General features: G+C 49.6%; 18 protein-coding genes and 8 tRNA genes. 16 read left to right on the top strand and 10 right to left on the bottom strand.

Annotated elements, in window-relative coordinates:
• Window positions 1-22: 22 nt before the first annotated feature.
• Window positions 23-544, top strand: coding sequence for a phosphatase PAP2 family protein (locus tag KGF88_RS06255; protein WP_153826668.1), 522 nt, complete (start codon window positions 23-25; stop codon window positions 542-544).
• Window positions 532-1590 (top strand): glycosyltransferase family protein, encoded by a 1059-nt coding sequence (locus KGF88_RS06250; RefSeq protein WP_153826667.1) that lies wholly within the window; start codon window positions 532-534, stop codon window positions 1588-1590. Before KGF88_RS06255 ends, KGF88_RS06250 begins: the two co-directional genes overlap by 13 nt.
• 44 nt (window positions 1591-1634) lie before the next feature.
• On the opposite strand, the gene KGF88_RS06245 is transcribed toward KGF88_RS06250, so the two are convergent.
• The 3 genes from KGF88_RS06245 to KGF88_RS06235 all read right to left on the bottom strand — a co-directional run bounded on the left by KGF88_RS06245 (window position 1635) and on the right by KGF88_RS06235 (window position 3612).
• A tRNA-Asn gene (locus tag KGF88_RS06245) sits at window positions 1635-1711 on the bottom strand.
• A gap of 30 nt (window positions 1712-1741) precedes the next feature.
• Window positions 1742-1818, bottom strand: a tRNA-Asn gene (locus tag KGF88_RS06240).
• A gap of 609 nt (window positions 1819-2427) precedes the next feature.
• Window positions 2428-3612, bottom strand: a complete 1185-nt coding sequence (locus KGF88_RS06235; protein WP_162014538.1) for a pyridoxal phosphate-dependent aminotransferase — start codon at window positions 3610-3612, stop codon at window positions 2428-2430.
• A gap of 255 nt (window positions 3613-3867) precedes the next feature.
• Here KGF88_RS06235 and KGF88_RS06230 point away from each other — a divergent pair, with 255 nt between their 5' ends.
• From KGF88_RS06230 to KGF88_RS06215, 4 genes are all read left to right on the top strand, one after another.
• Entirely contained in the window at window positions 3868-5238 is a 1371-nt protein-coding gene (locus KGF88_RS06230) for an MATE family efflux transporter (protein ID WP_153826665.1), read from the top strand.
• Window positions 5239-5241: 3 nt separating this feature from the next.
• On the top strand, window positions 5242-7263 hold the full coding sequence (gene uvrB, locus KGF88_RS06225) for an excinuclease ABC subunit UvrB (RefSeq protein ID WP_153826664.1): 2022 nt from the start codon (window positions 5242-5244) through the stop codon (window positions 7261-7263).
• Between the two features lie 112 nt (window positions 7264-7375).
• The gene (locus KGF88_RS06220; RefSeq protein ID WP_110074670.1) at window positions 7376-7564 is read left to right on the top strand and encodes a DUF2061 domain-containing protein; all 189 of its coding nucleotides are present in this window, start codon (window positions 7376-7378) and stop codon (window positions 7562-7564) included.
• Window positions 7545-8024, top strand: coding sequence for a DUF2919 family protein (locus tag KGF88_RS06215; RefSeq protein WP_110074669.1), 480 nt, complete (start codon window positions 7545-7547; stop codon window positions 8022-8024). Before KGF88_RS06220 ends, KGF88_RS06215 begins: the two co-directional genes overlap by 20 nt.
• Before the next feature lie 120 nt (window positions 8025-8144).
• Here KGF88_RS06215 and KGF88_RS06210 read toward each other — a convergent pair.
• Both KGF88_RS06210 and KGF88_RS06205 read right to left on the bottom strand, forming a co-directional pair.
• Window positions 8145-8220, bottom strand: a tRNA-Val gene (locus KGF88_RS06210).
• Window positions 8221-8246: 26 nt separating this feature from the next.
• Window positions 8247-8322: transfer RNA gene (locus KGF88_RS06205), tRNA-Val, on the bottom strand.
• Between the two features lie 212 nt (window positions 8323-8534).
• Here KGF88_RS06205 and gltX point away from each other — a divergent pair.
• From gltX to KGF88_RS06170, 7 genes are all read left to right on the top strand, one after another.
• On the top strand, window positions 8535-9944 hold the full coding sequence (gltX, locus tag KGF88_RS06200) for a glutamate--tRNA ligase (protein ID WP_153826663.1): 1410 nt from the start codon (window positions 8535-8537) through the stop codon (window positions 9942-9944).
• A gap of 54 nt (window positions 9945-9998) precedes the next feature.
• A complete protein-coding gene (gene can / locus KGF88_RS06195) occupies window positions 9999-10631 on the top strand; it encodes a carbonate dehydratase (protein WP_110077117.1) in 633 nt (210 codons plus the stop codon).
• 37 nt (window positions 10632-10668) lie between these two features.
• Window positions 10669-11940: a sensor domain-containing diguanylate cyclase gene (locus KGF88_RS06190; protein ID WP_153826662.1), complete on the top strand. Its 1272-nt coding sequence runs from the start codon at window positions 10669-10671 to the stop codon at window positions 11938-11940.
• A 136-nt stretch (window positions 11941-12076) separates the two neighbouring features.
• A tRNA-Ala gene (locus KGF88_RS06185) sits at window positions 12077-12152 on the top strand.
• A gap of 55 nt (window positions 12153-12207) precedes the next feature.
• Window positions 12208-12283: transfer RNA gene (locus KGF88_RS06180), tRNA-Glu, on the top strand.
• A 32-nt stretch (window positions 12284-12315) separates the two neighbouring features.
• Window positions 12316-12391: transfer RNA gene (locus tag KGF88_RS06175), tRNA-Glu, on the top strand.
• A 26-nt stretch (window positions 12392-12417) separates the two neighbouring features.
• A tRNA-Glu gene (locus tag KGF88_RS06170) sits at window positions 12418-12493 on the top strand.
• 23 nt (window positions 12494-12516) lie between these two features.
• On the opposite strand, the gene KGF88_RS06165 is transcribed toward KGF88_RS06170, so the two are convergent.
• Entirely contained in the window at window positions 12517-13167 is a 651-nt protein-coding gene (locus KGF88_RS06165) for an arylesterase (protein WP_153826661.1), read from the bottom strand.
• A 2-nt stretch (window positions 13168-13169) separates the two neighbouring features.
• On the opposite strand from KGF88_RS06165, the gene KGF88_RS06160 reads away from it, so the two are divergent.
• On the top strand, window positions 13170-13877 hold the full coding sequence (locus tag KGF88_RS06160) for an ABC transporter ATP-binding protein (protein WP_153826660.1): 708 nt from the start codon (window positions 13170-13172) through the stop codon (window positions 13875-13877).
• On the top strand, window positions 13867-16389 hold the full coding sequence (locus tag KGF88_RS06155) for an ABC transporter permease (protein WP_153826659.1): 2523 nt from the start codon (window positions 13867-13869) through the stop codon (window positions 16387-16389). The genes KGF88_RS06160 and KGF88_RS06155 overlap by 11 nt, the downstream gene beginning before the upstream one ends.
• On the opposite strand, the gene KGF88_RS06150 is transcribed toward KGF88_RS06155, so the two are convergent.
• Genes KGF88_RS06150 through KGF88_RS06140 form a run of 3 tightly spaced genes read right to left on the bottom strand, consistent with a single transcriptional unit; the run spans window position 16381 to window position 18112 of the window.
• The gene (locus tag KGF88_RS06150; protein WP_153826658.1) at window positions 16381-17259 is read right to left on the bottom strand and encodes an alpha/beta hydrolase family protein; all 879 of its coding nucleotides are present in this window, start codon (window positions 17257-17259) and stop codon (window positions 16381-16383) included. The genes KGF88_RS06155 and KGF88_RS06150 overlap by 9 nt on opposite strands.
• Entirely contained in the window at window positions 17259-17558 is a 300-nt protein-coding gene (locus KGF88_RS06145) for a YciI family protein (protein ID WP_153826657.1), read from the bottom strand. The genes KGF88_RS06150 and KGF88_RS06145 overlap by 1 nt, the downstream gene beginning before the upstream one ends.
• On the bottom strand, window positions 17558-18112 hold the full coding sequence (locus KGF88_RS06140) for an inner membrane-spanning protein YciB (RefSeq protein ID WP_153826656.1): 555 nt from the start codon (window positions 18110-18112) through the stop codon (window positions 17558-17560). Before KGF88_RS06140 ends, KGF88_RS06145 begins: the two co-directional genes overlap by 1 nt.
• A 151-nt stretch (window positions 18113-18263) precedes the next feature.
• Here KGF88_RS06140 and KGF88_RS06135 point away from each other — a divergent pair, with 151 nt between their 5' ends.
• Complete coding sequence (locus KGF88_RS06135) at window positions 18264-19181, top strand: TIGR01777 family oxidoreductase (RefSeq protein ID WP_309136748.1); 918 nt, start codon at window positions 18264-18266, stop codon at window positions 19179-19181.
• Here KGF88_RS06135 and trpA read toward each other — a convergent pair.
• The gene (gene trpA / locus KGF88_RS06130) at window positions 19144-19953 is read right to left on the bottom strand and encodes a tryptophan synthase subunit alpha (RefSeq protein ID WP_153826655.1); all 810 of its coding nucleotides are present in this window, start codon (window positions 19951-19953) and stop codon (window positions 19144-19146) included. The genes KGF88_RS06135 and trpA overlap by 38 nt on opposite strands.

Raw genomic sequence — 19953 nt, 5'->3', positions numbered from 1 at the left:
TTAACCTGCAGAGGAAGAGCATATGACGGGGTGGATTAAGCAGCTAAACGACTACGATCAGCGCAGTTTTAGTTGGTGTAATCATCGTTACCGCGCCTTAGCTCAACGCAAGTTGGTGCGCTGGATATCGCATTCAGGTGATGGCTATTTGTACGCTGGATTAGCCCTGCTGCTAGCATTATTACAAACCAAATCTCAGTTGCAATACGCATTATGGTTGGGATTTGCGCTAGAAGTACCATTATTTTGCCTGCTCAAGCGTTACTACAAGAGACCCCGTCCATATCAAGCCAAACAAGCGTTAAAAGCGGTGATTATTGCGCACGATCCTTTTAGTTTTCCATCCGGGCATACCACCGCAGCATTTTTAATGGCAGCGCTGTTAACTTGGACCTGGCCAAGTTGGTCGTGGTTGTTTTATGCCTGGGCCGTGGCGGTGGGATCGTCGCGGGTGTTATTAGGAGTGCATTATCCGGGCGACATTTTGGCTGGGATAGGGCTAGGAAGTATGATCGCTATAGGAGTGATAGCATGCGTATCTTAGTAGGAGTACAGGGCACCGGTAACGGTCATTTAAGCCGGTGCGCGGCATTAGCTGAGGCTGCTAGTCAACGCAGCGATATCGAGCTTGATTTTTTAGTATCAGGACGGCCGCAAGCGGCTTTGTTCGATATGGAAGCGTTTGGTGATTGGCAATGGTGCGAAGGCCTCACCTTTGCCGTGCAGCAAGGTCGAGTATCGCTACGAGAAACCATGCGGCGCAATAACTGGGGTAAGTTCTGGCAGGATGTACAGCAGTTGGATCTAGCTCCTTACGATCTCATCGTTAGCGACTACGAACCCATTACCGCCTGGGCTGGTCGTAAACAACAGCGCCGAGTGATTGGTATTGGCCGCCAGTTTGCCTTTTATAAAGCCACGCAAACACTCCCTATTCATGTCGCTCAACGGCAGTTGCTGCGTTGGTTTGCACCGGTAAGTGAGGCGCTGGGCATGCATTGGTTTGAGGATGGACAGCACACGATGCCACCTATTATTCACCAACGCGCGCAAGTGACGAATCTGCAGCAACGACATTATTTAGTCTATCTACCGTTTGAGAACCTCGCTGCAATCCATCAGTTGCTGGCGCCCCTCAGCGATTACCGGTTCAGTGTTTTTCATCCCCAAGCAGAACATCAGCAAGTGGGGCATGTGCATTACTTCCCGCCATCCCGGCAGGGGTTTGCGGATTGCTTTGCGAGTGTGGCAGGGGTGATCAGTAACGCCGGCTTTGAAACCAGCTGCGAAGCCTTAGCGATGGGCAAGAAATTGTTAGTACGACCGCTCCAAGGGCAGTTTGAACAAGTAGCAAATGCGCGTTGTCTAGACATTGCTGGTCTTGCACAGGTGATGGAAGAACTGAGTACAGAGCAAGTACAACGCTTTATTGAGCAAGACAGTGCGGTTTATTGTAAATGGCCGAATGTGGCAGAAGCGGTGGTTGCTTGGTTAGCTGCAGGCGCTCAAGAACCAGTGGCTAAACTGAGCAAAAGACTGTGGCAACAAAGCGAATTGCATGATTATTTTCAATTGGTAAAGCGCTATTGAGTTAACTGGAGTAAGCGGGAGTTGCGTGGGGGCTAGGTTATTTGTGGCTCCCCAGGTTGGATTCGAACCAACGACACATGGATTAACAGTCCACCGCTCTAACCAACTGAGCTACTGGGGAATTACAAATAGGTTGCAAGGAAGGTGGTGTTGGCTCCCCAGGTTGGATTCGAACCAACGACACATGGATTAACAGTCCACCGCTCTAACCAACTGAGCTACTGGGGAACACCTCAAGCAACGGATGCGAATGTTAAAGGGGCTTGCAGCGCCTGTCAATACTAAAAAAGTTCGTTTGCACGTTTTGTGCGCAAACTTGATAAAATAGTCCTTGTCAAGAGTGAACAAGGGCAGCGTTTATATCAAAAGATATAGTTGTGATCCGTCCTATGTTATCCACAGATCGGCGCAGCTCTTGATTTCAAAAGGCTAGCGGATCTTATCCACTAAATCTGTGGATAACCTTGTGGGAAAATCTGTGAGTAGTCATGAATGGTGCGCTATACAGGCCGATTTAGAGATTGCTTAAAAATTGACTCTATTTGTATTTTCGCAATAAAAACAAATGCTTACATATATACCCAGAGTTACTTTACAGGCTTTAAGAAAAACTTGAAGAAGCGCTTCTTTCTTGATCTGCCACTGTGTATTTCTTGTCAGCTTTGCTTCAAATATCGCCAATCATAGCTTGACTTTTTGCTTTAATCGCTTGAGTTTTCAAGAAAGCTTGCCGTGGTTAAAATTTAAACAGCTGTTTGATTGTCGTTGTCACCAAAGATTCATAAAAAATCCCGGCTCGGGGCCGGGATTTTAAAGAACCTTGAACTTGTCAGCAGTTTAACCGCGAGCGTAGGCATCAATACGTCGCACCGCTTCTTCTAAAGTTGCCATACTGGTGGCGAAAGAGAAGCGACAATGGCCAGGTGCACCAAAGGCTGAACCAGGTACCAGCGCCACTTTAGCTTGATTCAAGAGTTGTTCGCATAATTCAATATCCGTACTCACCCCTTTTTGTGCCATGAGTTCAGTGATATTGGCAAAGGTATAGAAAGTGCCGTCACCAGCAATGCATTGCATACCAGGAATCGTATTGAGTGCTGCAACTAAATAATCATGGCGTTTCTTAAATTCAGTGACCATGGTGGTAATGCACGTTTGGTCACCTTCTAACGCTGCAAGTGCCGCATATTGGCTAATGCTGGCTGGATTAGATGTGCTCTGTGACTGAATCTTTTTCATTGCCGCAATCAAAGGTTTAGGGCCCGCGGCGTAACCAATCCGCCAGCCGGTCATGGCATAAGCTTTAGACACCCCAGAAAGAATCACAATACGGTCACGTAAGTCTGGCGCCACCATGGCGATATTGTGAAAAGCCTCTTCTGTCCACAAGATATGTTCGTACATATCATCCGTAGCAATAAGAACTTGCGGATGCTGGCGCAACACCTCAGCTAGGGCTGTCAATTCAGCTTTGCTATAGGCGGTACCAGTTGGGTTAGAAGGACTATTTAAGAACAGTAACCGAGTGGCTGGGGTAATGGCCGCCGCTAATTGTGCCGCAGTGATTTTATAGCGTTGCTCAATACCAGCTTCAATAAAGCGTGGTACCGCACCCACCAATAAGCTCATATCAGGATAGGACACCCAGTAAGGTGCCGGGATCAGCACTTCGTCACCTGGGTTAAGCCAAGCACTAAGTAGATTAAAAATACTGTGTTTACCGCCCGCCGAAATCAAAATCTCTGCAGGTTCGTAGCTGAGTCCATTGTCGCGCTGAAATTTGTTAATGACCGCTTGTTTCAGTTGCGGAATACCGTCGACGGCTGTGTATTTGGTATGGCCAGCATCAATCGCGGCCTTGGCAGCATCCTTCACGAATTGGGGCGTATCAAAATCAGGCTCACCAACGCCTAAGCCAATCACATCATGGCCAGCAGCTTTAAGCTCAGCGGCTTTTTGCGAAACTGCTAGGGTAGGAGAAGGTTGAATAGCATTTACACGATCAGAAAGTTGATATTTCACGCTGGTATCCCTTGCTTCAGAGCCGTTAATAAAATATTGAGGGGAAAAAAGATGCTTTACTATATAGATATTGGCTATTTTTGTCCACGCAAGCAAGCTCTGGTCGGGGTAGATTGAGGATGGTAGTAACCAGCAAATTTGGGTACACTAGGAGCCTTTACGATACCCAAGCAATGGCTAAGTCGCAGTCGTAGCGACAGGTCCAAAACTACAGTCCCGCAGTAATAACTAGCAGTAACAACTAAGAGTATCTTCATGAGCCCAGCAGTGTCGGCAAAATCGTTGCTTCATCGGCCTATTCCTAGCACCCTATGGCAGATGACTTGGCCCGTTATTATTGGCGTACTAACGCTGATTAGCTTTAACGTGGTTGATACTTTTTTTGTCGGTATGCTAGGCACGGATCCGCTCGCTGCGGTTAGTTTCACCTTTCCGGTAACTTTTACCGTGGTGAGCTTGAGTATTGGCTTAGGCATTGGTACCTCGGCGGTGATTGCTCGTAAACGTGGTTCGGGGCGCGAGGAGCATGCGCGTTTTGATGGCACTACGGCACTGACCGTCGCTGCTTTATTGGTCGCTGTCTTAGCTCTGATCGGCTGGTTGTTGATGCCAGCCATTTTTGCCCTGCTTGGTGCCCAAGAACGCTTGTTACCCGATATTTATGCCTACATGACACAGTGGTTTATAGGCGCCGTCTGGTTAGTTATCCCGATGGTGGGTAATGCGGTGTTACGCGCGGCTGGCGATACTCGTACGCCCAGTTTGATCATGGCTTCAGGCGGTTTACTGAACGCCGTGTTTGATCCTATTCTGATTTTCGGTTGGGGCCCGGTGCCGGCACTAGGAGTGCAAGGTGCGGCGCTTGCGAGTGTGCTGTCCTGGGTTATTGGTAGTGTGCTGGTACTCTGGTATTTGCGCTACAAGCAACTGTTGAGTTTGCGCGCACCTAGTGGCGCCACTTGGCTGCATTCAGCCCGCCAAATTTTGAGCATTGGCTTACCCGCAGCGGGTGCGAACATGCTCACCCCTCTGGCTATGGCGGTACTCACTGCCTTGGTGGCCGTTTATGGTGCTGAAGCGGTCGCAGCGTTTGGGGTTGGCTCGCGGCTAGAATCCTTAGCCAGTGTGGTCATTCTGGCACTATCCATGTCGTTACCACCGCTCATTAGCCAAAACTTTGGCGCTCATGCTTTTGATCGGGTCGGTGCCGCTTACAAAGTGGCAGTGCGAGCCGTATTGATCATTCAATTGTTGATGTACGGCTTGTTGATTGCCCTAGCTCCTATGATTGCAGCGGTCTTTACCAATGACCCTGAAGTGGCTGAACTGATTCGTTTATTCATCTACGTGATGCCGCTTGGCTACGGTGCGCAAGGGGTGATTATTTTAACCAACTCAAGTTTAAATGCTCTGCATTTGCCAATGTCAGCGTTGAGCTTAAGTGTGATCCGTTTGTTCGTGATGTTTGTACCCCTGAGCTGGCTGGGCGGACTCTGGTACGACCTACCCGGCTTATTTGTAGGTGGCGTTATTGCTAATATCGTCACTGGCTTCATGGCTTGGTTTTGGTTTCAACGGGCCTTAGCACAAGAACGCGACAAACAGCAGCACGCGGTAACAGGATAAAACATGGTGAAACGTTTCGAATTAACCTCAGACTATCAACCCGCAGGTGACCAACCCAAAGCTATCGAAGCTCTGGTGGATAATCTGGAAGCTGGCCTGGCTCATCAAACGTTACTTGGGGTTACTGGTTCAGGTAAAACCTTTACCATGGCTAACGTTATCGCCAAGGTGCAGCGACCAACGTTGATTTTGGCCCATAACAAAACTTTGGCGGCGCAATTGTATGGCGAGATGAAAGAGTTCTTTCCTAACAATGCCGTTGAGTATTTCGTGTCTTATTACGATTACTATCAGCCCGAAGCTTATGTGCCGACCACGGATACTTTTATTGAGAAAGATGCCTCGATAAACGAGCATATCGAACAAATGCGGCTGTCTGCCACCAAAGCCCTGATGGAGCGCCGCGACGTGGTGCTAGTGGCTTCGGTATCCTGTATTTATGGTTTGGGCGATCCTGAATCCTACATGAAAATGATGCTGCACTTACGCCGTGGCGATATGATCGATCAGCGTGATATTTTGCGGCGCTTGGCGCAACTGCAATACAAACGCAATGATGCGGCGTTTGAGCGTGGCACTTATCGGGTGCGCGGCGAAGTGATAGATATTTTTCCGGCTGAATCTGAACAGTTGGCCATTCGGGTGGAGCTATTCGATGATGAGATCGACCGCATTAGCTTTTTTGAACCCTTAACGGGGCAAGTAACGGAAGCCGACGTGGCGCGAGCTACCGTGTATCCGAAGACCCACTATGTTACCCCGCGCGAAACCATTTTAGCGGCGGTGGAACGCATCAAAGAAGAATTAAAAGAGCGCAAACAGCAACTGTTAGATGCCAATAAATTGGTCGAAGAACAGCGGCTGAGTCAACGTACTCAATACGACATAGAAATGATGCTAGAGCTGGGTTATTGCTCTGGTATCGAAAACTACTCGCGCTATCTATCTGGGCGTGCGCCCGGCGAGCCGCCACCAACCTTGCTGGATTATTTGCCTGATGATGCACTGATGATTATTGATGAATCACACGTGACTGTGTCGCAAATCGGTGCCATGTACAAAGGCGACCGTTCGCGCAAAGAAAACCTCGTGAATTATGGGTTTAGATTGCCATCGGCACTGGATAACCGGCCGTTAAAGTTCGATGAGTTTGAGGCCATTGCGCCACAACTTATTTATGTCTCGGCCACGCCAGGTAAATATGAACTAGAAAAATCAGCCGGTGAAGTGGTAGAGCAGGTGGTACGTCCAACGGGCCTCGTGGATCCGCTCATAGAGATTCGCCCAGTTGCGACTCAAGTGGATGATTTGATGTCAGAAGTTAGAATCCGCGTGGAACGCAATGAGCGCGTGCTAGCCACCACCTTAACCAAGAAGATGGCAGAAGACTTATCGGATTACCTAGATGAACATGGTATTCGTGTTCGCTATCTGCATTCAGATATTGATACGGTGGAGCGTATGGAGATTATTCGCGACCTACGCTTAGGTGAATTTGATGTGCTGGTGGGAATCAACTTGTTACGTGAAGGCTTAGATATGCCTGAAGTAAGTTTAGTGGCGATTCTCGATGCGGATAAAGAAGGCTTTTTGCGCAGTGACCGGTCATTAATTCAGACCATCGGCCGAGCCGCACGAAACCTCAATGGCCGCGCTATCTTGTATGCGGACAGAATCACAGGTTCGATGCAGCGGGCGATTGACGAAACCGATCGACGCCGGCAAAAACAGCAAGCCTATAACGAAGAACATGGCATCACGCCAAAGGGCTTAAACAAACGCATCACCGATGTGATGGACCTCGGTGGTACGGGTATTCGGGCGCCGCGTAAAGAACAACAGCGGGCTGCAGCTGAGCCACAAGCTAGTTATGATGCGAGCTTGTTCGATCCGAAACTGTTGGTACAGAAAATTGAAGCGGCAGAAAAAGCCATGTATCAAGCGGCTAAAGATCTTGAATTTGAACGAGCGGCAAGCATTAGGGATGAATTAACTCAATTACGTGAACAGCTCAAACGCCTGTAATGAGACGGTCGATATCTTTAATCGGTATTATTAATTAGATAATACCAACCTGATTGCTATTATCTATTCATCAAGCGCTAACCTAAGCGCTCAAACAGATGAGGAGATAGGCATGGCAAAAACAGTATCCTTTGGCGTAATGCACGTAAGTGTGGCCTTTACGCTGGTATGGCTCATGACCGGCGATGTGATGTTGGGTGGGGCAGTGGCAATGATCGAACCTTTAGTGAACACCATTGCTTATTATTTTCATGAAAAATTTTGGTCAAGGCGGCAAGTAGGTGCAACTGCAACTGGGTGATGAGCGCTACATTACGGCAGACGGACAGCTGAAGACACCGTTAAGTTTAACGGTGTTGTTGCTGTTTTTTTTGCGTGGTTACGTGGCTTGGATTTTATCCCTTTCTTTTTTTGAAGACCGCTCGCTCATTCTGCAGTTTTTCTACACCAACACCCACCAGTTTGCGTTGGCTCTAGCGGTAGGGCTGCCTGCGTTGGTGCTCTTTGTGTTAACCACTCAAGTTAAAACCGAGATAGCAGCTTGGGTCAGTAAAGCCTTTCGCTGGGCGCCGCTGTTACTCTGGCTGAGCTGGGTACTGGATGGCATCTTATTACTGAGTTTAATTGGGGCGCGCTGGCCGGCGTTTTCTTGGGTGAAGGCTATGCTATTGTTTGGCTGGCTGATGGGCTGTTGGCTGCTGCTATTTTCGCGGCACTTGAAGCGTTATTTCCAGTTGGTACGCACGGCGCAAGAAGAATAATCACGGCGCCTAAAATCAATGAGCCCATCAGTACAGGTGGCTAACATGCTTATTTAGGTGCTAATTTATTACTAATGATTGAAGTATTCTAGATTAGAGTTTTGCAGAGCTGCAAAAAAATGGTGGATGGTACTGGGTTCGAACCAGTGACCCCCGCCTTGTAAGGGCGGTGCTCTCCCAGCTGAGCTAACCATCCACAGGGAGACAGAGAAAATGAAGAAGTGGTGGATGGTACTGGGTTCGAACCAGTGACCCCCGCCTTGTAAGGGCGGTGCTCTCCCAGCTGAGCTAACCATCCTTTTCTCTGCGTTGCGGGGCGTATTATAGGGGGCTGTGCGATACTGTCAACAAGAAATATTAAATGTTTTGTTCGACTGCTGGCTTTTTCGTCAGTTTGCACAAGTTTACAGCGAATCAGCTTGTGTATGGTGCGTAGCTAGGTTGTTCTTGCTAAACTACAGCCCTTATTGCTCGTTCAAAACGCCATAGTTAGCGGAGATTTAATTGCTTATGACAGTTGTCACTCGATTTGCCCCCAGCCCAACTGGATTCTTACACGTAGGTGGTGCCCGTACCGCACTGTATTCATGGCTCGTAGCTAAAGCTGCTGGCGGTAAGTTTGTGCTGCGTATTGAAGATACGGATCGCGAACGTTCTACCCAACCTGCGATTGATGCCATTTTAGAGGGGATGGAGTGGCTTGGCTTAACTTGGGATGAAGGTCCTTACTATCAAACCAAGCGGTTTGATCGTTATGAGCATTACATTGCGCAGTTATTAGCAGAAGATAAAGCTTATAAGTGCTATTGCTCAACTGAACGTTTAGAGCAGATGCGTGAAGAGCAAATGGCGAACGGCGAAAAGCCGCGCTACGATGGCCATTGTCGCGATAACCCAGCCGCTGGTGGTGATTCTTACGTGATCCGCTTCCGCAACCCGCAAACGGGTAGCGTTAAGTTTCATGATCACATTCGCGGTCCGATTGAGTTTGCCAACAGTGAACTTGATGATTTAATCATTGCGCGCAGTGACGGTACCCCCACCTACAACTTCTGTGTGGTGATTGATGACTGGGAAATGCAAATTACGCACGTAGTACGTGGTGAAGACCATATCAACAACACCCCACGCCAAATTAATATCCTGCAAGCACTCGGGGCGCCGATTCCTGAGTATGCCCATGTATCCATGATTTTAGGTGATGATGGTAAAAAGCTGTCTAAGCGTCACGGTGCCGTAAGCGTCATGCAATATCGCGATGACGGTTATTTACCTGAAGCTGTGTTGAATTACTTGGTTCGTCTGGGCTGGTCGCACGGCGATCAAGAAATCTTCAGCGTGGCGGAGATGACCGAACTATTTCGTTTAGATGACGTGAACAAGGCCGCCTCAGCTTTCAATACTGAAAAACTAAACTGGTTAAATCAGCACTACATGAAATCGCTGCCGGAAGAGCGAGTTGTTCCCTATTTGCAATGGCACTTTACTGATCAAGCCATTGATGTGAGCAAAGGCCCAGCCTTAGAGCAGTTGTTGCCAGTTATGGCGGACCGAGTTAAAACCTTGAAAGAGCTCGCGGCCCAAAGCCGGTATTTCTATGAAGAGTACGAGGCTTTTGATGAGGCTGCAGCGAAAAAACATTTACGCCCGGTGGCACGTGAAGCACTAGAAGCGGTGCAAGATAGACTAGCAAGTTTAACTGAGTGGAACCCAGCAAGCATTCAGCAAGCGATTCAACAAACCGCCGATGATTTGCAAGTTGGTATGGGTAAAGTAGGCATGCCACTGCGGGTGGCCGTGACTGGCTCAGGTAACTCGCCGTCGCTGGATGTGACTCTGGCCATGTTAAGCCAAACCCAAGTGGTAGGACGTATCGCTCGAGCAATTTCGTATATTATGGAGCGCGAACAAGCGCAATAAAGAAGAAAGGGCGCCAGGCGGCGCCTTTTTTTCACCAAATATAAGGATACTTTTATGCTTAAGATTCGTCAGCTGCTGGCTAACAATGCCGCTTGGGCTGAACGCATGTTAAAAGCTAACCCGGACTTTTTTAACCAACTCGTGGCCCAGCAATCGCCAGAATACCTGTGGATAGGCTGTTCGGACAGCCGAGTGCCGGCTAATCAGGTGGTAGGGATGGCGCCGGGTGAATTATTTGTGCACCGCAACGTGGCTAATCAGGTGATTCAAACGGATTTTAACTGCTTGTCGGTGGTGCAATATGCCGTTGAAACCTTACAAGTAAAGCATATCTTAGTGGTGGGTCACTACGGCTGTGGCGGGGTTAAAGCTGCCACCGAAAGTTGTAGCCATGGTTTGGTTGACCATTGGTTGTTTGGTATCAAGGATATTTACCGCGAATATCATCAGGAGCTTGAAGCCATCGGTGATAGCCGGGCGCGGTTAGACCGTCTATGTGAGCTGAACGTGATCGAGCAGGTTCGCAATCTTGCTAAAACCACCATCATTCAACAAGCTTGGGATAGAGGCCAAGAGCTAGCTATTCATGGCTGGGTGTATAGTATTGAAGATGGTTTAGTGCGAGATATGGAAGTTACGGTCCGCGACCGAGCATCGTTAGAGCGTATTTATCATTTTAATGAGTAACTATTAACGAAGAACCTAGAAGTTCAGGGAGTTGTGTATGGCTGAGTCTAAAGCAGTACTAGCAGCATCAGCAGCAATAAACAGAGGGCATAGCTTTGCCGAAGAGCTGCGTCGTCATTTGCAAGCCGTGCAAGCCGCGAAGCAACAGGATCTCGCCAAGTTAACGGCAACCTCGCCAAGCACCGCAGAGCAAGAACCCGTCATGCAGCAGTTAGGTGATGAACTTGAACAGCTAGGGTATTGGCTGACAACGCGTTTTACTGAGCTGGTGCGTTTGCTTGAGATCTCTGCTGAATTAAATAAAGCACTGATACTTGAAGATATTTTGGCGCGTATTTATACCTTTTTCAAAGATGTTATTCCCTACGATCGCATTGGTTGTGCGCTGATTGAGGATGATGGTGAGCACGTTACGGCCTATTGGGCTAAATTCACCTACGATAATACGCCGCAGATTACCCCAGGCTATTCGGCACCTTTAGCTGGTTCTAGTTTGCAAACCATTATCGATACGGGCAAGCCACGTATTATCAATGACTTAGAAGCGTACTTGGCCGAGCACCCAGAATCAGAATCTACCCGCAAAATCGTCGCCGAGGGCATTCGCTCCAGTTTAACTTGTCCGCTCATCGCAGATGGCCGGCCGGTGGGTTTCCTGTTTTTCTCGAGCACCGAAGCCTACACCTACGATGGTTTGCATCAAGATGTTTTCTTGTACTTAGCTAACCAAGTGGCGCATTTAATAGAAAAAAGTCGCTTGTACCAGCAAATCATGGATCTTAATAAACGCCTAGTGGCTGCTAATCAGCAGTTACAAGATAAGTCCGCACGAGATGCCTTAACCGGAATCTATAATCGTGGTGCCATCATGGAATTCATGCAGCAACAACTTGGCCAAAGTTCGCGAGGCTCGTTGGCTATTTTGATGCTGGATATCGATTTCTTTAAGAAAGTTAATGATACCTACGGCCATTTAGCGGGTGACTTAGTGCTGCGTACCGTGGCTAACACCATTGCCCAATGTATTCGTCCTAACGATCGTATCGGCCGTTATGGCGGCGAAGAGTTTGTTGCTGTGCTTACGGATATTACCGAGGCGCAAGCCCAGCACATTGCCGAGCGCATTCGTAGCCAGGTAGCTGCGCTCGATATCCACGCTGATGAGCAACTGATTAAGGTGACCATCAGTAGCGGTGGGGTATGGTTAGCGCCGACCACCAACATGCAACTGAGTGCGGCTTTAGATACCGCAGATAAACGTTTGTACGCAGCCAAGCGAGCAGGGCGTGATCAGGTGTGTTTTAGTTAATATTGCTGGTGAATTGCGCGAACTGGCTTATTTTTCAGCAAACAATTCGCTTTTCTAAAAAAAAGGTTGACGCTGGTGCGCAAATTACCCTAGAATTCGCCCCGCTGTCAGGGTACTACAGCAAGCCACAAAATGTGGGGCTATAGCTCAGCTGGGAGAGCGCTTGCATGGCATGCAAGAGGTCAGCGGTTCGATCCCGCTTAGCTCCACCAACTTTTGTGTTAAGCTTAGTACAAGTGAAAACCTGATAGAGATTTGTTCTGGTGCGTCCCCTTCGTCTAGAGGCCTAGGACACCGCCCTTTCACGGCGGTAACAGGGGTTCGAATCCCCTAGGGGACGCCAATAACAGAATAAATCAGCTGCATTAGAACAGCGTCCCCTTCGTCTAGAGGCCTAGGACACCGCCCTTTCACGGCGGTAACAGGGGTTCGAATCCCCTAGGGGACGCCAATTCTAACGTAGCAAGCAAGTCCGGGGTCCCCTTCGTCTAGAGGCCTAGGACACCGCCCTTTCACGGCGGTAACAGGGGTTCGAATCCCCTAGGGGACGCCATTTGTTTTACCTTTCCTAATGTTTTATTCCTTACCCTCAATCTTAGCTATCGTCACTTGCTCTAATAAAGCTAGCAAATGCGGTTCCATAATATCTGCAATCATCGGCTGTGCCGCACGATTAGGGTGAATGCCATCGCCTTGCATCAGACTATCGTCACCAATAATTTGCTCCATAAAAAACGGCACTAAGGTTATTTGGTGCTGCTCGGCTAGCTGTGGAAAAACCTCAGCAAACATCTCGCTGTAACGCGGGCCATAATTAGGTGGTATCCGCACTTGGCTTAAGGCCACCACGATACCCTGCTGCTGCAGGCGTTCAATAATCTGGGTTAAATTGTCACTAATTGTGTTTGGGGTAAAGCCACGTAAGCCATCGTTACCGCCTAATTCAACAAACACCACCGTAGGCTGATGCCGCTCAATAACGCCATCTAAACGATTCAGCGCACCTTGGGTGGTATCCCCGCTAATACTGGCGTTGACTAGGGTGATTTGAGGCTGCGATTGCTGCCAGCGCTGCTGTAAAATGCCCACCCAAGATTCACTTTGCGCCATCCCATAGCCGGCACTTAAACTGTCCCCTAAAACCACAAGTGAGACATTTGCCGAAACTGGACGTATAACAATAAATAATGCGAGTATTAGTACAAATTTTATAAGGAAGTTTTTCATAGATGCTTATTCAAACCACTCAATTAGAAAAAGAAGTCACCACCAGTGACGGTATTTTACACATTTTGCAGCCAATTAACTTAGAAATTGCCGCAGGTGAGACCGTTGCTATTGTGGGGGCGTCCGGCTCCGGTAAATCTACCTTGCTATCTTTGCTCGCGGGTTTAGACCTCGCAAGTAAGGGCGATGTTCTTATAGATAACGTAAAATTGAGCGATTTGGATGAAGAGCAGCGGGCAAAACTGCGGGCCGACAAGGTTGGCTTTATCTTTCAATCGTTTCTATTGATTCCAAGCTTAACTGCCTTGGAAAACGTGATGTTACCAGCAGAACTAGCAGGAGCTAAGAATGCCCAGCAGCAAGCGCAAGAGCTGCTACGTAAAGTAGGCTTAGCCGATCGCCTCAATCATTATCCTAACCAATTATCTGGTGGTGAACAGCAACGGGTCGCCATTGCGCGCGCGTTTGTGGGAACACCGAAAATACTTTTTGCCGACGAGCCGACGGGTAACCTAGATAGTGTGACTGGGCAAAAAGTAGAAGATCTGTTGTTTGAAATGAATCAAGAATCAGGCACCACGTTGGTGATGGTCACTCATGATAATGACTTGGCCCAACGCTGCCAGCGAGTGTTGACCATGACCGCCGGTAGCCTAGTGCAAACCAAACCAGCAGCAACGCAGCAAGAGGGTGCGACTGATGTGGCATAAAATCAGCTGGCGACTGTTAAAGCAAGAGCTTAAGCGCGGTGAGCTGACCATCATGGCAGCTGCGATTGTGCTTTCGGTGACGGCGGTACTGGCACTGTCGGTGTTTACTGAGCGCTTGCAAGCCGGATTAATGGCCCGTAGCGCAGAGTTTTTAGCGGCCGATCGGGTGTTAAGCTCACGCCGCGATATCCCACAAGAATGGATCACCAAAGCCGAGCAAGAGGGCTTACAGACCGCTGAACGAGTGGTCTTTAACTCGATGGCTTTTGCCGGTGAGCAACTGGCCTTGGTGGATATCAAAGCGGTTGGTGATGGCTATCCCTTGCGGGGCGAATTGCGCGTTGCTGAGCAACCGTACGGTGCAGAACAAGTGGCTCAAGGGTTGCCACAGAGTGGCGAAGCTTGGGTAGCCGCAGCGCTGTTTCAAGAACTTGAGCTGGCGATTGGCGATACCATCGAGGTGGGCCGCAGCCAGTTTGTAGTGAGCAAAGTATTAACCTACGAGCCAGATGTCGGTTTTTCGGTGTTTACCGATAGCCCCAATGTGCTAATTCGTTATCAAGATCTGGCCGCAACTGAACTCATTCAACCGGGCTCACGGGTGCGCTACAACCAGCTGTTTGCTGGTACCTTAGAGCAGCTAGAGCAATACGAAGCTTGGCTAACCCCACAGCTGAACGAAGACACCCATAACTGGCGTAGCATTGAAGATGGTGATTCGCCTTTGGCGCGCAGTCTGCAGCGGGCCGAGCGGTTTATGCTGCTGGCTAGTTTGCTGGGCGTGGTCTTAGCAGCAACAGCGGTTGCCGTTGCTGCACAGCGTTATTGTCAACGTAACTACGACGTGGTGGCTATCTTTAAAACCCTAGGGGCGAATAAGCGCATCATTCAGCGTATTTTTGTGCTGCACTTGCTGCTGCTTACCTTCATCAGTATCACCCTTGGCTTGTTGTTAGGCTGGCTGATCCAAAGCCAAGTGATTTATTGGGTGAGTCAGCAACTGGGCACAGCATTACCGCAATCGGGTTGGCAGCCGTTTGCCCTAGCTGCGGCCACCGGCCTCGTTAGTGCCGTGATGTTTACCCTGTATCCGCTATTGCGCTTGATTAGCATCCCGCCGTTACGAGTGCTAAATCGTGACCTTACTGGCAACAATGCCGGGCGCTGGCTGCATTGGTTAGCTTCAGGGGGCACCATTTATGTGCTCTTGTTGATTTACAGCCAACAATGGCTGCTCTCGAGTGCGCTCTTTGTTGGTGGTGCCGTAGCCGCGATCATTCTACTCACAGTAAGCCGCTTGTTTATTCGGGTAAGCCGGCAAGCGGGGATGCAAGCGGGTAGTTCTTGGCGCCTAGCAATGGCAGGGTTACAGCGGCGTGCACAAGCAAACAGCGTACAAATGCTGAGTTTTTCGACCGCCATCATGTTGTTGTTATTGGTGTTAGCCTTGCGAAACGAGCTGCTAGCCGATTGGCAAGCGCAGCTGCCAGACGATGCACCTAATTACTTTGTGATCAACGTGGCCCGAGACGACGTGCAAAAGCTGCAACAGCGATTTGCTGAACGAGAGATCGTTGCCAACGACATGTATCCGATTGTGCCGGGCCGGATGACGGCAGTAAATGGGGTACCGGTACGCGATGAAGTTACCAAAGAAGAAGATGGCGATGCGGCTGATACTGCGACCAATAACGCAGAACAACGCGAGGGCTTTGGCCGCGAGTTACAGCTCACATGGCGTGACACGCTGCCACCTAATAATACCTTGGTAGCGGGGCAATGGTGGGGTGACGATGCGCAGCCGCAGGTTTCGATCGAAACAGGCGTCGCCGATAGAATGAACTTGCAAGTTGGCGATGAGCTGGAATTTAACATTGGCGGTAGCGTCTTTACCGTGCCGGTCACCAGCATTCGTGAGGTTAACTGGGGCAGCTTGCAACCCAATTTCTTTATGATCTTTAACACCGCTACGTTAACGGACTTTCCTGCAACCTTTATCTCTAGTTTTTATCTGGAGCCTGAGCGTAAGTCAGAATTGTATGAGTTGTTCAGACCTTTCCCGCAAGTCTCACTCATTGACCTAGATGCCATCATTGGCCAATTGCGCGAAGTGATTGACCAAGTCAGCCTAGCTATCGCCTTTGTCTTAGTGGTGGTGATTATCGCTGGGATTTTAGTGCTGTTAGCGCAGGTACAGGCAAGCTTAGAAGAGCGCGAGAAAGAGCTGGTGATTCTACGCACCTTGGGGGCGTCTGCGAAGTTATTGCGGCAAAGCGTCACCTACGAGTTTGTTATCCTTGGGGCGATTAGTGGGTTAATAGCTACGCTGGCGATGGAGCTCGCACTGTGGATACTGCAAACGCAGGTATTCGATATGCAAGCCAGTATTCATTGGCGCTTCTGGTTGATTGGTCCAGTTGCCGGTGCCGTGGTCGTTGGATTAATGGGGCGTTTAGCCTGTGGCCGGCTGATTAAACGCAATACGGCCCAGTTAATCCGCCGCTTAGCCTAAGCTATGAGCGGTTAACGCAGCTTGGATGGGCTCGCCAAATAGACGTGGCCACAACGCTTGTTGTGGCTGCTGAAAAATAGCGAAGTGGCCCAAGCGCTCCACCTCAAATTGGTGAGGGTGGTAGAGAATGCGTTGTTGCGGTGCTTGCCGATAAAAATCGTGCAAATGGTTCACTCGGCTGGGGGCGATCATTTCATCATCGCTAACGGCCAGCGATGTGATAGGAGTGCTGACGTTAGCGTAACTCTGATACAGATCTTCAGCCCCCACCAAGTAATCAGGATGCAAACACCAGCGCCGCCATTGCTGCATAGCAGCGGCTGGAACATCACCAATGATGCCTAATTTTCGGCCCGGGAAATACCCCACCAGTGGCACTGCTAGTGGCGTCACTAGGCCCCACAGCAGCATGGATTTCCATTTAAAACTGCCGCTCATGGCGCGCCAGTAGCCGCTACCGGTATTGACGCTGATCATATGATGAATCACTTGATGGTTAGGGATCATGCCAAATAACTGGCCACTGATGCTATGCCCCAACCAAAGCTTAGGGTAAGTCGAGAATTCACTGTCGAGATAGCGCACTACGGCCGCGGCATCAAGTTCCGCCCATTCTGAAATGCTACTGTGCAACTGCTGCAGTGGCTGCGGGGTAGAAGCACCAATGCCGAAGTAATCAAAACTCAGCACATGGTAGCCTTGCGCAGCTAACCAAGTACAAAACGGCTGGTAGAACCTTTGTGGTACCGCCATCGCCGGGGCCATCACAATAACCGCCTGTGCCGCCGTGCTACTTGGATACCAGTGCGCTTGAATAAAGCGATTGGGCGCAGCTTGCAGTTGCAGCGGCTGCGCAGTTATGGTTGCCATTAGGGCAGTACTTTCAGATAAGGTTTGACGGTTACCTGCTGGTACACGCCGGCGGCAAGATAAGGATCAGCCTGCGCCCAAGCTTCGGCAGCAGCTAAATCATCAAATTCAGCGACCACCATAGAGCCGGTAAAACCAGCCTCACCTGGGTCAGCACTAGCAATCGCAGGGCAGGGCCCAGCCACTAACAGACGGCCCTCTTGTTGTAATTGATGCAACCGTTCTAAATGCGCTGGGCGTGTGGCTTTGCGCGCTGCCAGCGAGTTTGGCTTATCTTCAGCCCAAATAACAAACCACATTAGTCAATTTCCTTAGTGTCTTTTTCTCGGTCGGTATGATGTTTAAACATATAAGCGCCAGAGCCAATACTAAACACCAGGGTAGCGCCCAAAATGCCAAATACTTTAAAGTTAACCCATGCGTCTAAGCTCATGGTTTCAATAATATAAAGATTAATCACAGCTAAGCTTAAACTAAAGACAACCCAAGCATAGGTTAATCGTATCCAAGCAAAATGCGGCAATTGAATTTCGCTACCGAGCATGGCCTGTAACGGACTGCGTTTGTTCCACCAAGTACCAATCAGTAAAAACAGGGCAATAGCAATATAAATCACGGTGACTTTGATCTTTACAAACCAGTCATCGTTTAAGAATAAAGTAACACCACCAAACAATAACACCGCCCACATCACAATCCAGTGACGGGTGGTTACTGGTTCGCGTAGCAATTTCATGATCACCACTTGGAGTAGGGTGGCTACCATGAGCGCGGCAGTTGCAAGAAAAATGTCGCCCAACAAGTAAGCGATGAAAAAGATAACAATAGGCAAGTATTCAAGTACTAACAACATGGTTGATTTCCAACGAGACAATTAGCTGAAGTGTGCCAGAAAAGTTTGGCAAGCACCAGATTCTGTCGCTACACTTGAGACCAGTTGCAGTTTGGTTACGCGCTGGGATACCAGAGCAATAACAGTAAGATAACCTAGGGTGAGTAACACAATGATGAAAATACTAATCACTGGCGGTACCGGTTTGATTGGCTCTGCGCTGATTCCGCAGCTTACGGAAAAGTATCATGTCACCCTGTTAACGCGGCAGCCGCAGCGTGCCATCGAGCGGTTTGGTAAGCAAGTACAGGCCTTAAAAAGCTTGGCTGAAGTGAGCGACATCAGCGATTTCTATGCAGTCATTAACTTACAAGGCGAAGGCATTGCCGATAAGCGTTGGACCGCCAAACAGAAACTACGCCTAGAGCAAAGCCGTTGGGCCGTTACGCGGCAATTATCGGAGCGGATGTTAGCCGCAGCTAATCCGCCGCAAGTATTTATCAGCGGCTCGGCCATTGGCTATTATGGTGCGCAGGGGCGTACCCCCGTCACCGAAGCAACTAAGGTGCAAGCAGATGATTTTGCTCATCATCTATGTGCCGAGTGGGAGCAACTGGCGTTAGCGGCGGACTCAGATAAAACGCGCGTCTGTGTGCTGCGTACGGGCGTCGTGCTGGCCCCCGCCGGTGGTGCCTTACGGAAAATGTTGCCGCCTTATTTGTTAGGCTTGGGCGGTCCTCTTGGCCACGGCCAACAAGGCTTTTCTTGGATTCATCTCGATGACATGGTGGGCATTATCTTACATCTACTGGAAACTGCCGAGTGTCGTGGCATCTATAACGCCACTGCGCCAACTCCAGTAAGCCAACAAGAGTTTAGTGCTGCGATAGCCAAAACCTTGCGTAAATCACATTTTATGCGGGTGCCGGGCTGGGTACTGAAACTCGCCTTAGGTGAGCTGTCGGAGATGTTATTAACCGGCCAGTTCGTGCTGCCTGAGCGCCTGCAACAGGCCGGTTATCAGTTTCGGTATACGACGGTCGAGCCAGCCCTTAAGGCTTGTTTGTTGCCGCCTTCATCTGACGACTAAAGTCGCGTAACTGGGTGAGCATCAGCTCAGGCTCGGCCAGGTTTTGTTCGATGATTTGCACCACGGCGGAGCCGCTAATGGCACCGGCAGCACCTGCAGCTAACGCCGCTTGCACATGCTCGGGTTTAGCAATCCCAAAGCCCAGTAACGGTGGTGCACTGTGGGCTTGCTGCAGGGCCTCGATGACTGCCGTGGTAGGGGTTTGCATGGAGGTTTCAGCCCCAGTGACGCCGGCTCTGCTGAGTAAATACACGTAGCCTTCGCTTAGCGCAGCAATGCGTTGTAGTTGGGCGGCGGTGCCATCTGGCGGAGCAATAAAAATAGGCGCGATGCCATAGTGTTTAGCTACCGCAGCAAACCGCTCGCCTTCACGGCTTGGCACATCAGCAATCAGTACCGAATCTACGCCGGCGTCAGCACAGCGCTGATAAAAGCTGGCAGCACCGTTGCTTTCTACGAGGTTGGCGTACACCAACAAGCCTATTGGTAAGTTAGGGTACAGCGCCCGTATTTTTGCCAATAGCGCAAAACACTGTTGCACGCTAACGTTGCTTTGCAGGGCGCGGATATTAGCACGCTGAATAGTGGGGCCATCAGCGACTGGGTCGGAGAAAGGGAGCCCTAATTCAAGGGCATCGGCACCCCCTTCTACGAGGGCCTGGATCAGCGCAAAAGATTGCTCAAGGTTAGGATCGCCGAGGGTCACAAAGGGCACAAAAGCACCTTGCTGGCGCTCAGCTAAATCAGCAAACATGGCTTGATAGCGACTCAT

The sequence above is a fragment of the Idiomarina loihiensis genome, from assembly GCF_024584785.1.
GTDB classification, from domain to species: domain Bacteria; phylum Pseudomonadota; class Gammaproteobacteria; order Enterobacterales; family Alteromonadaceae; genus Pseudidiomarina; species Pseudidiomarina fusca.
This window is presented reverse-complemented; position numbering and strand designations above follow the sequence as displayed.

Excerpts from the sequence above, each read along its gene's own strand:
- KGF88_RS06140 (WP_153826656.1), bottom strand. The coding sequence starts at position 18,112 with ATGTTGTTAGTACTTGAATACTTGCCTATTGTTATCTTTTTCATCGCT.
- KGF88_RS06150 (WP_153826658.1), bottom strand. The coding sequence starts at position 17,259 with ATGGCAACCATAACTGCGCAGCCGCTGCAACTGCAAGCTGCGCCCAAT.
- KGF88_RS06160 (WP_153826660.1), top strand. The coding sequence starts at position 13,170 with ATGCTTATTCAAACCACTCAATTAGAAAAAGAAGTCACCACCAGTGAC.
- trpA (WP_153826655.1), bottom strand. The coding sequence starts at position 19,953 with ATGAGTCGCTATCAAGCCATGTTTGCTGATTTAGCTGAGCGCCAGCAA.
- KGF88_RS06220 (WP_110074670.1), top strand. The coding sequence starts at position 7,376 with ATGGCAAAAACAGTATCCTTTGGCGTAATGCACGTAAGTGTGGCCTTT.
- gltX (WP_153826663.1), top strand. The coding sequence starts at position 8,535 with ATGACAGTTGTCACTCGATTTGCCCCCAGCCCAACTGGATTCTTACAC.
- KGF88_RS06190 (WP_153826662.1), top strand. The coding sequence starts at position 10,669 with ATGGCTGAGTCTAAAGCAGTACTAGCAGCATCAGCAGCAATAAACAGA.
- uvrB (WP_153826664.1), top strand. The coding sequence starts at position 5,242 with ATGGTGAAACGTTTCGAATTAACCTCAGACTATCAACCCGCAGGTGAC.
- KGF88_RS06155 (WP_153826659.1), top strand. The coding sequence starts at position 13,867 with ATGTGGCATAAAATCAGCTGGCGACTGTTAAAGCAAGAGCTTAAGCGC.
- can (WP_110077117.1), top strand. The coding sequence starts at position 9,999 with ATGCTTAAGATTCGTCAGCTGCTGGCTAACAATGCCGCTTGGGCTGAA.
- KGF88_RS06255 (WP_153826668.1), top strand. The coding sequence starts at position 23 with ATGACGGGGTGGATTAAGCAGCTAAACGACTACGATCAGCGCAGTTTT.
- KGF88_RS06135 (WP_309136748.1), top strand. The coding sequence starts at position 18,264 with ATGATGAAAATACTAATCACTGGCGGTACCGGTTTGATTGGCTCTGCG.
- KGF88_RS06145 (WP_153826657.1), bottom strand. The coding sequence starts at position 17,558 with ATGTGGTTTGTTATTTGGGCTGAAGATAAGCCAAACTCGCTGGCAGCG.
- KGF88_RS06230 (WP_153826665.1), top strand. The coding sequence starts at position 3,868 with ATGAGCCCAGCAGTGTCGGCAAAATCGTTGCTTCATCGGCCTATTCCT.
- KGF88_RS06250 (WP_153826667.1), top strand. The coding sequence starts at position 532 with ATGCGTATCTTAGTAGGAGTACAGGGCACCGGTAACGGTCATTTAAGC.
- KGF88_RS06165 (WP_153826661.1), bottom strand. The coding sequence starts at position 13,167 with ATGAAAAACTTCCTTATAAAATTTGTACTAATACTCGCATTATTTATT.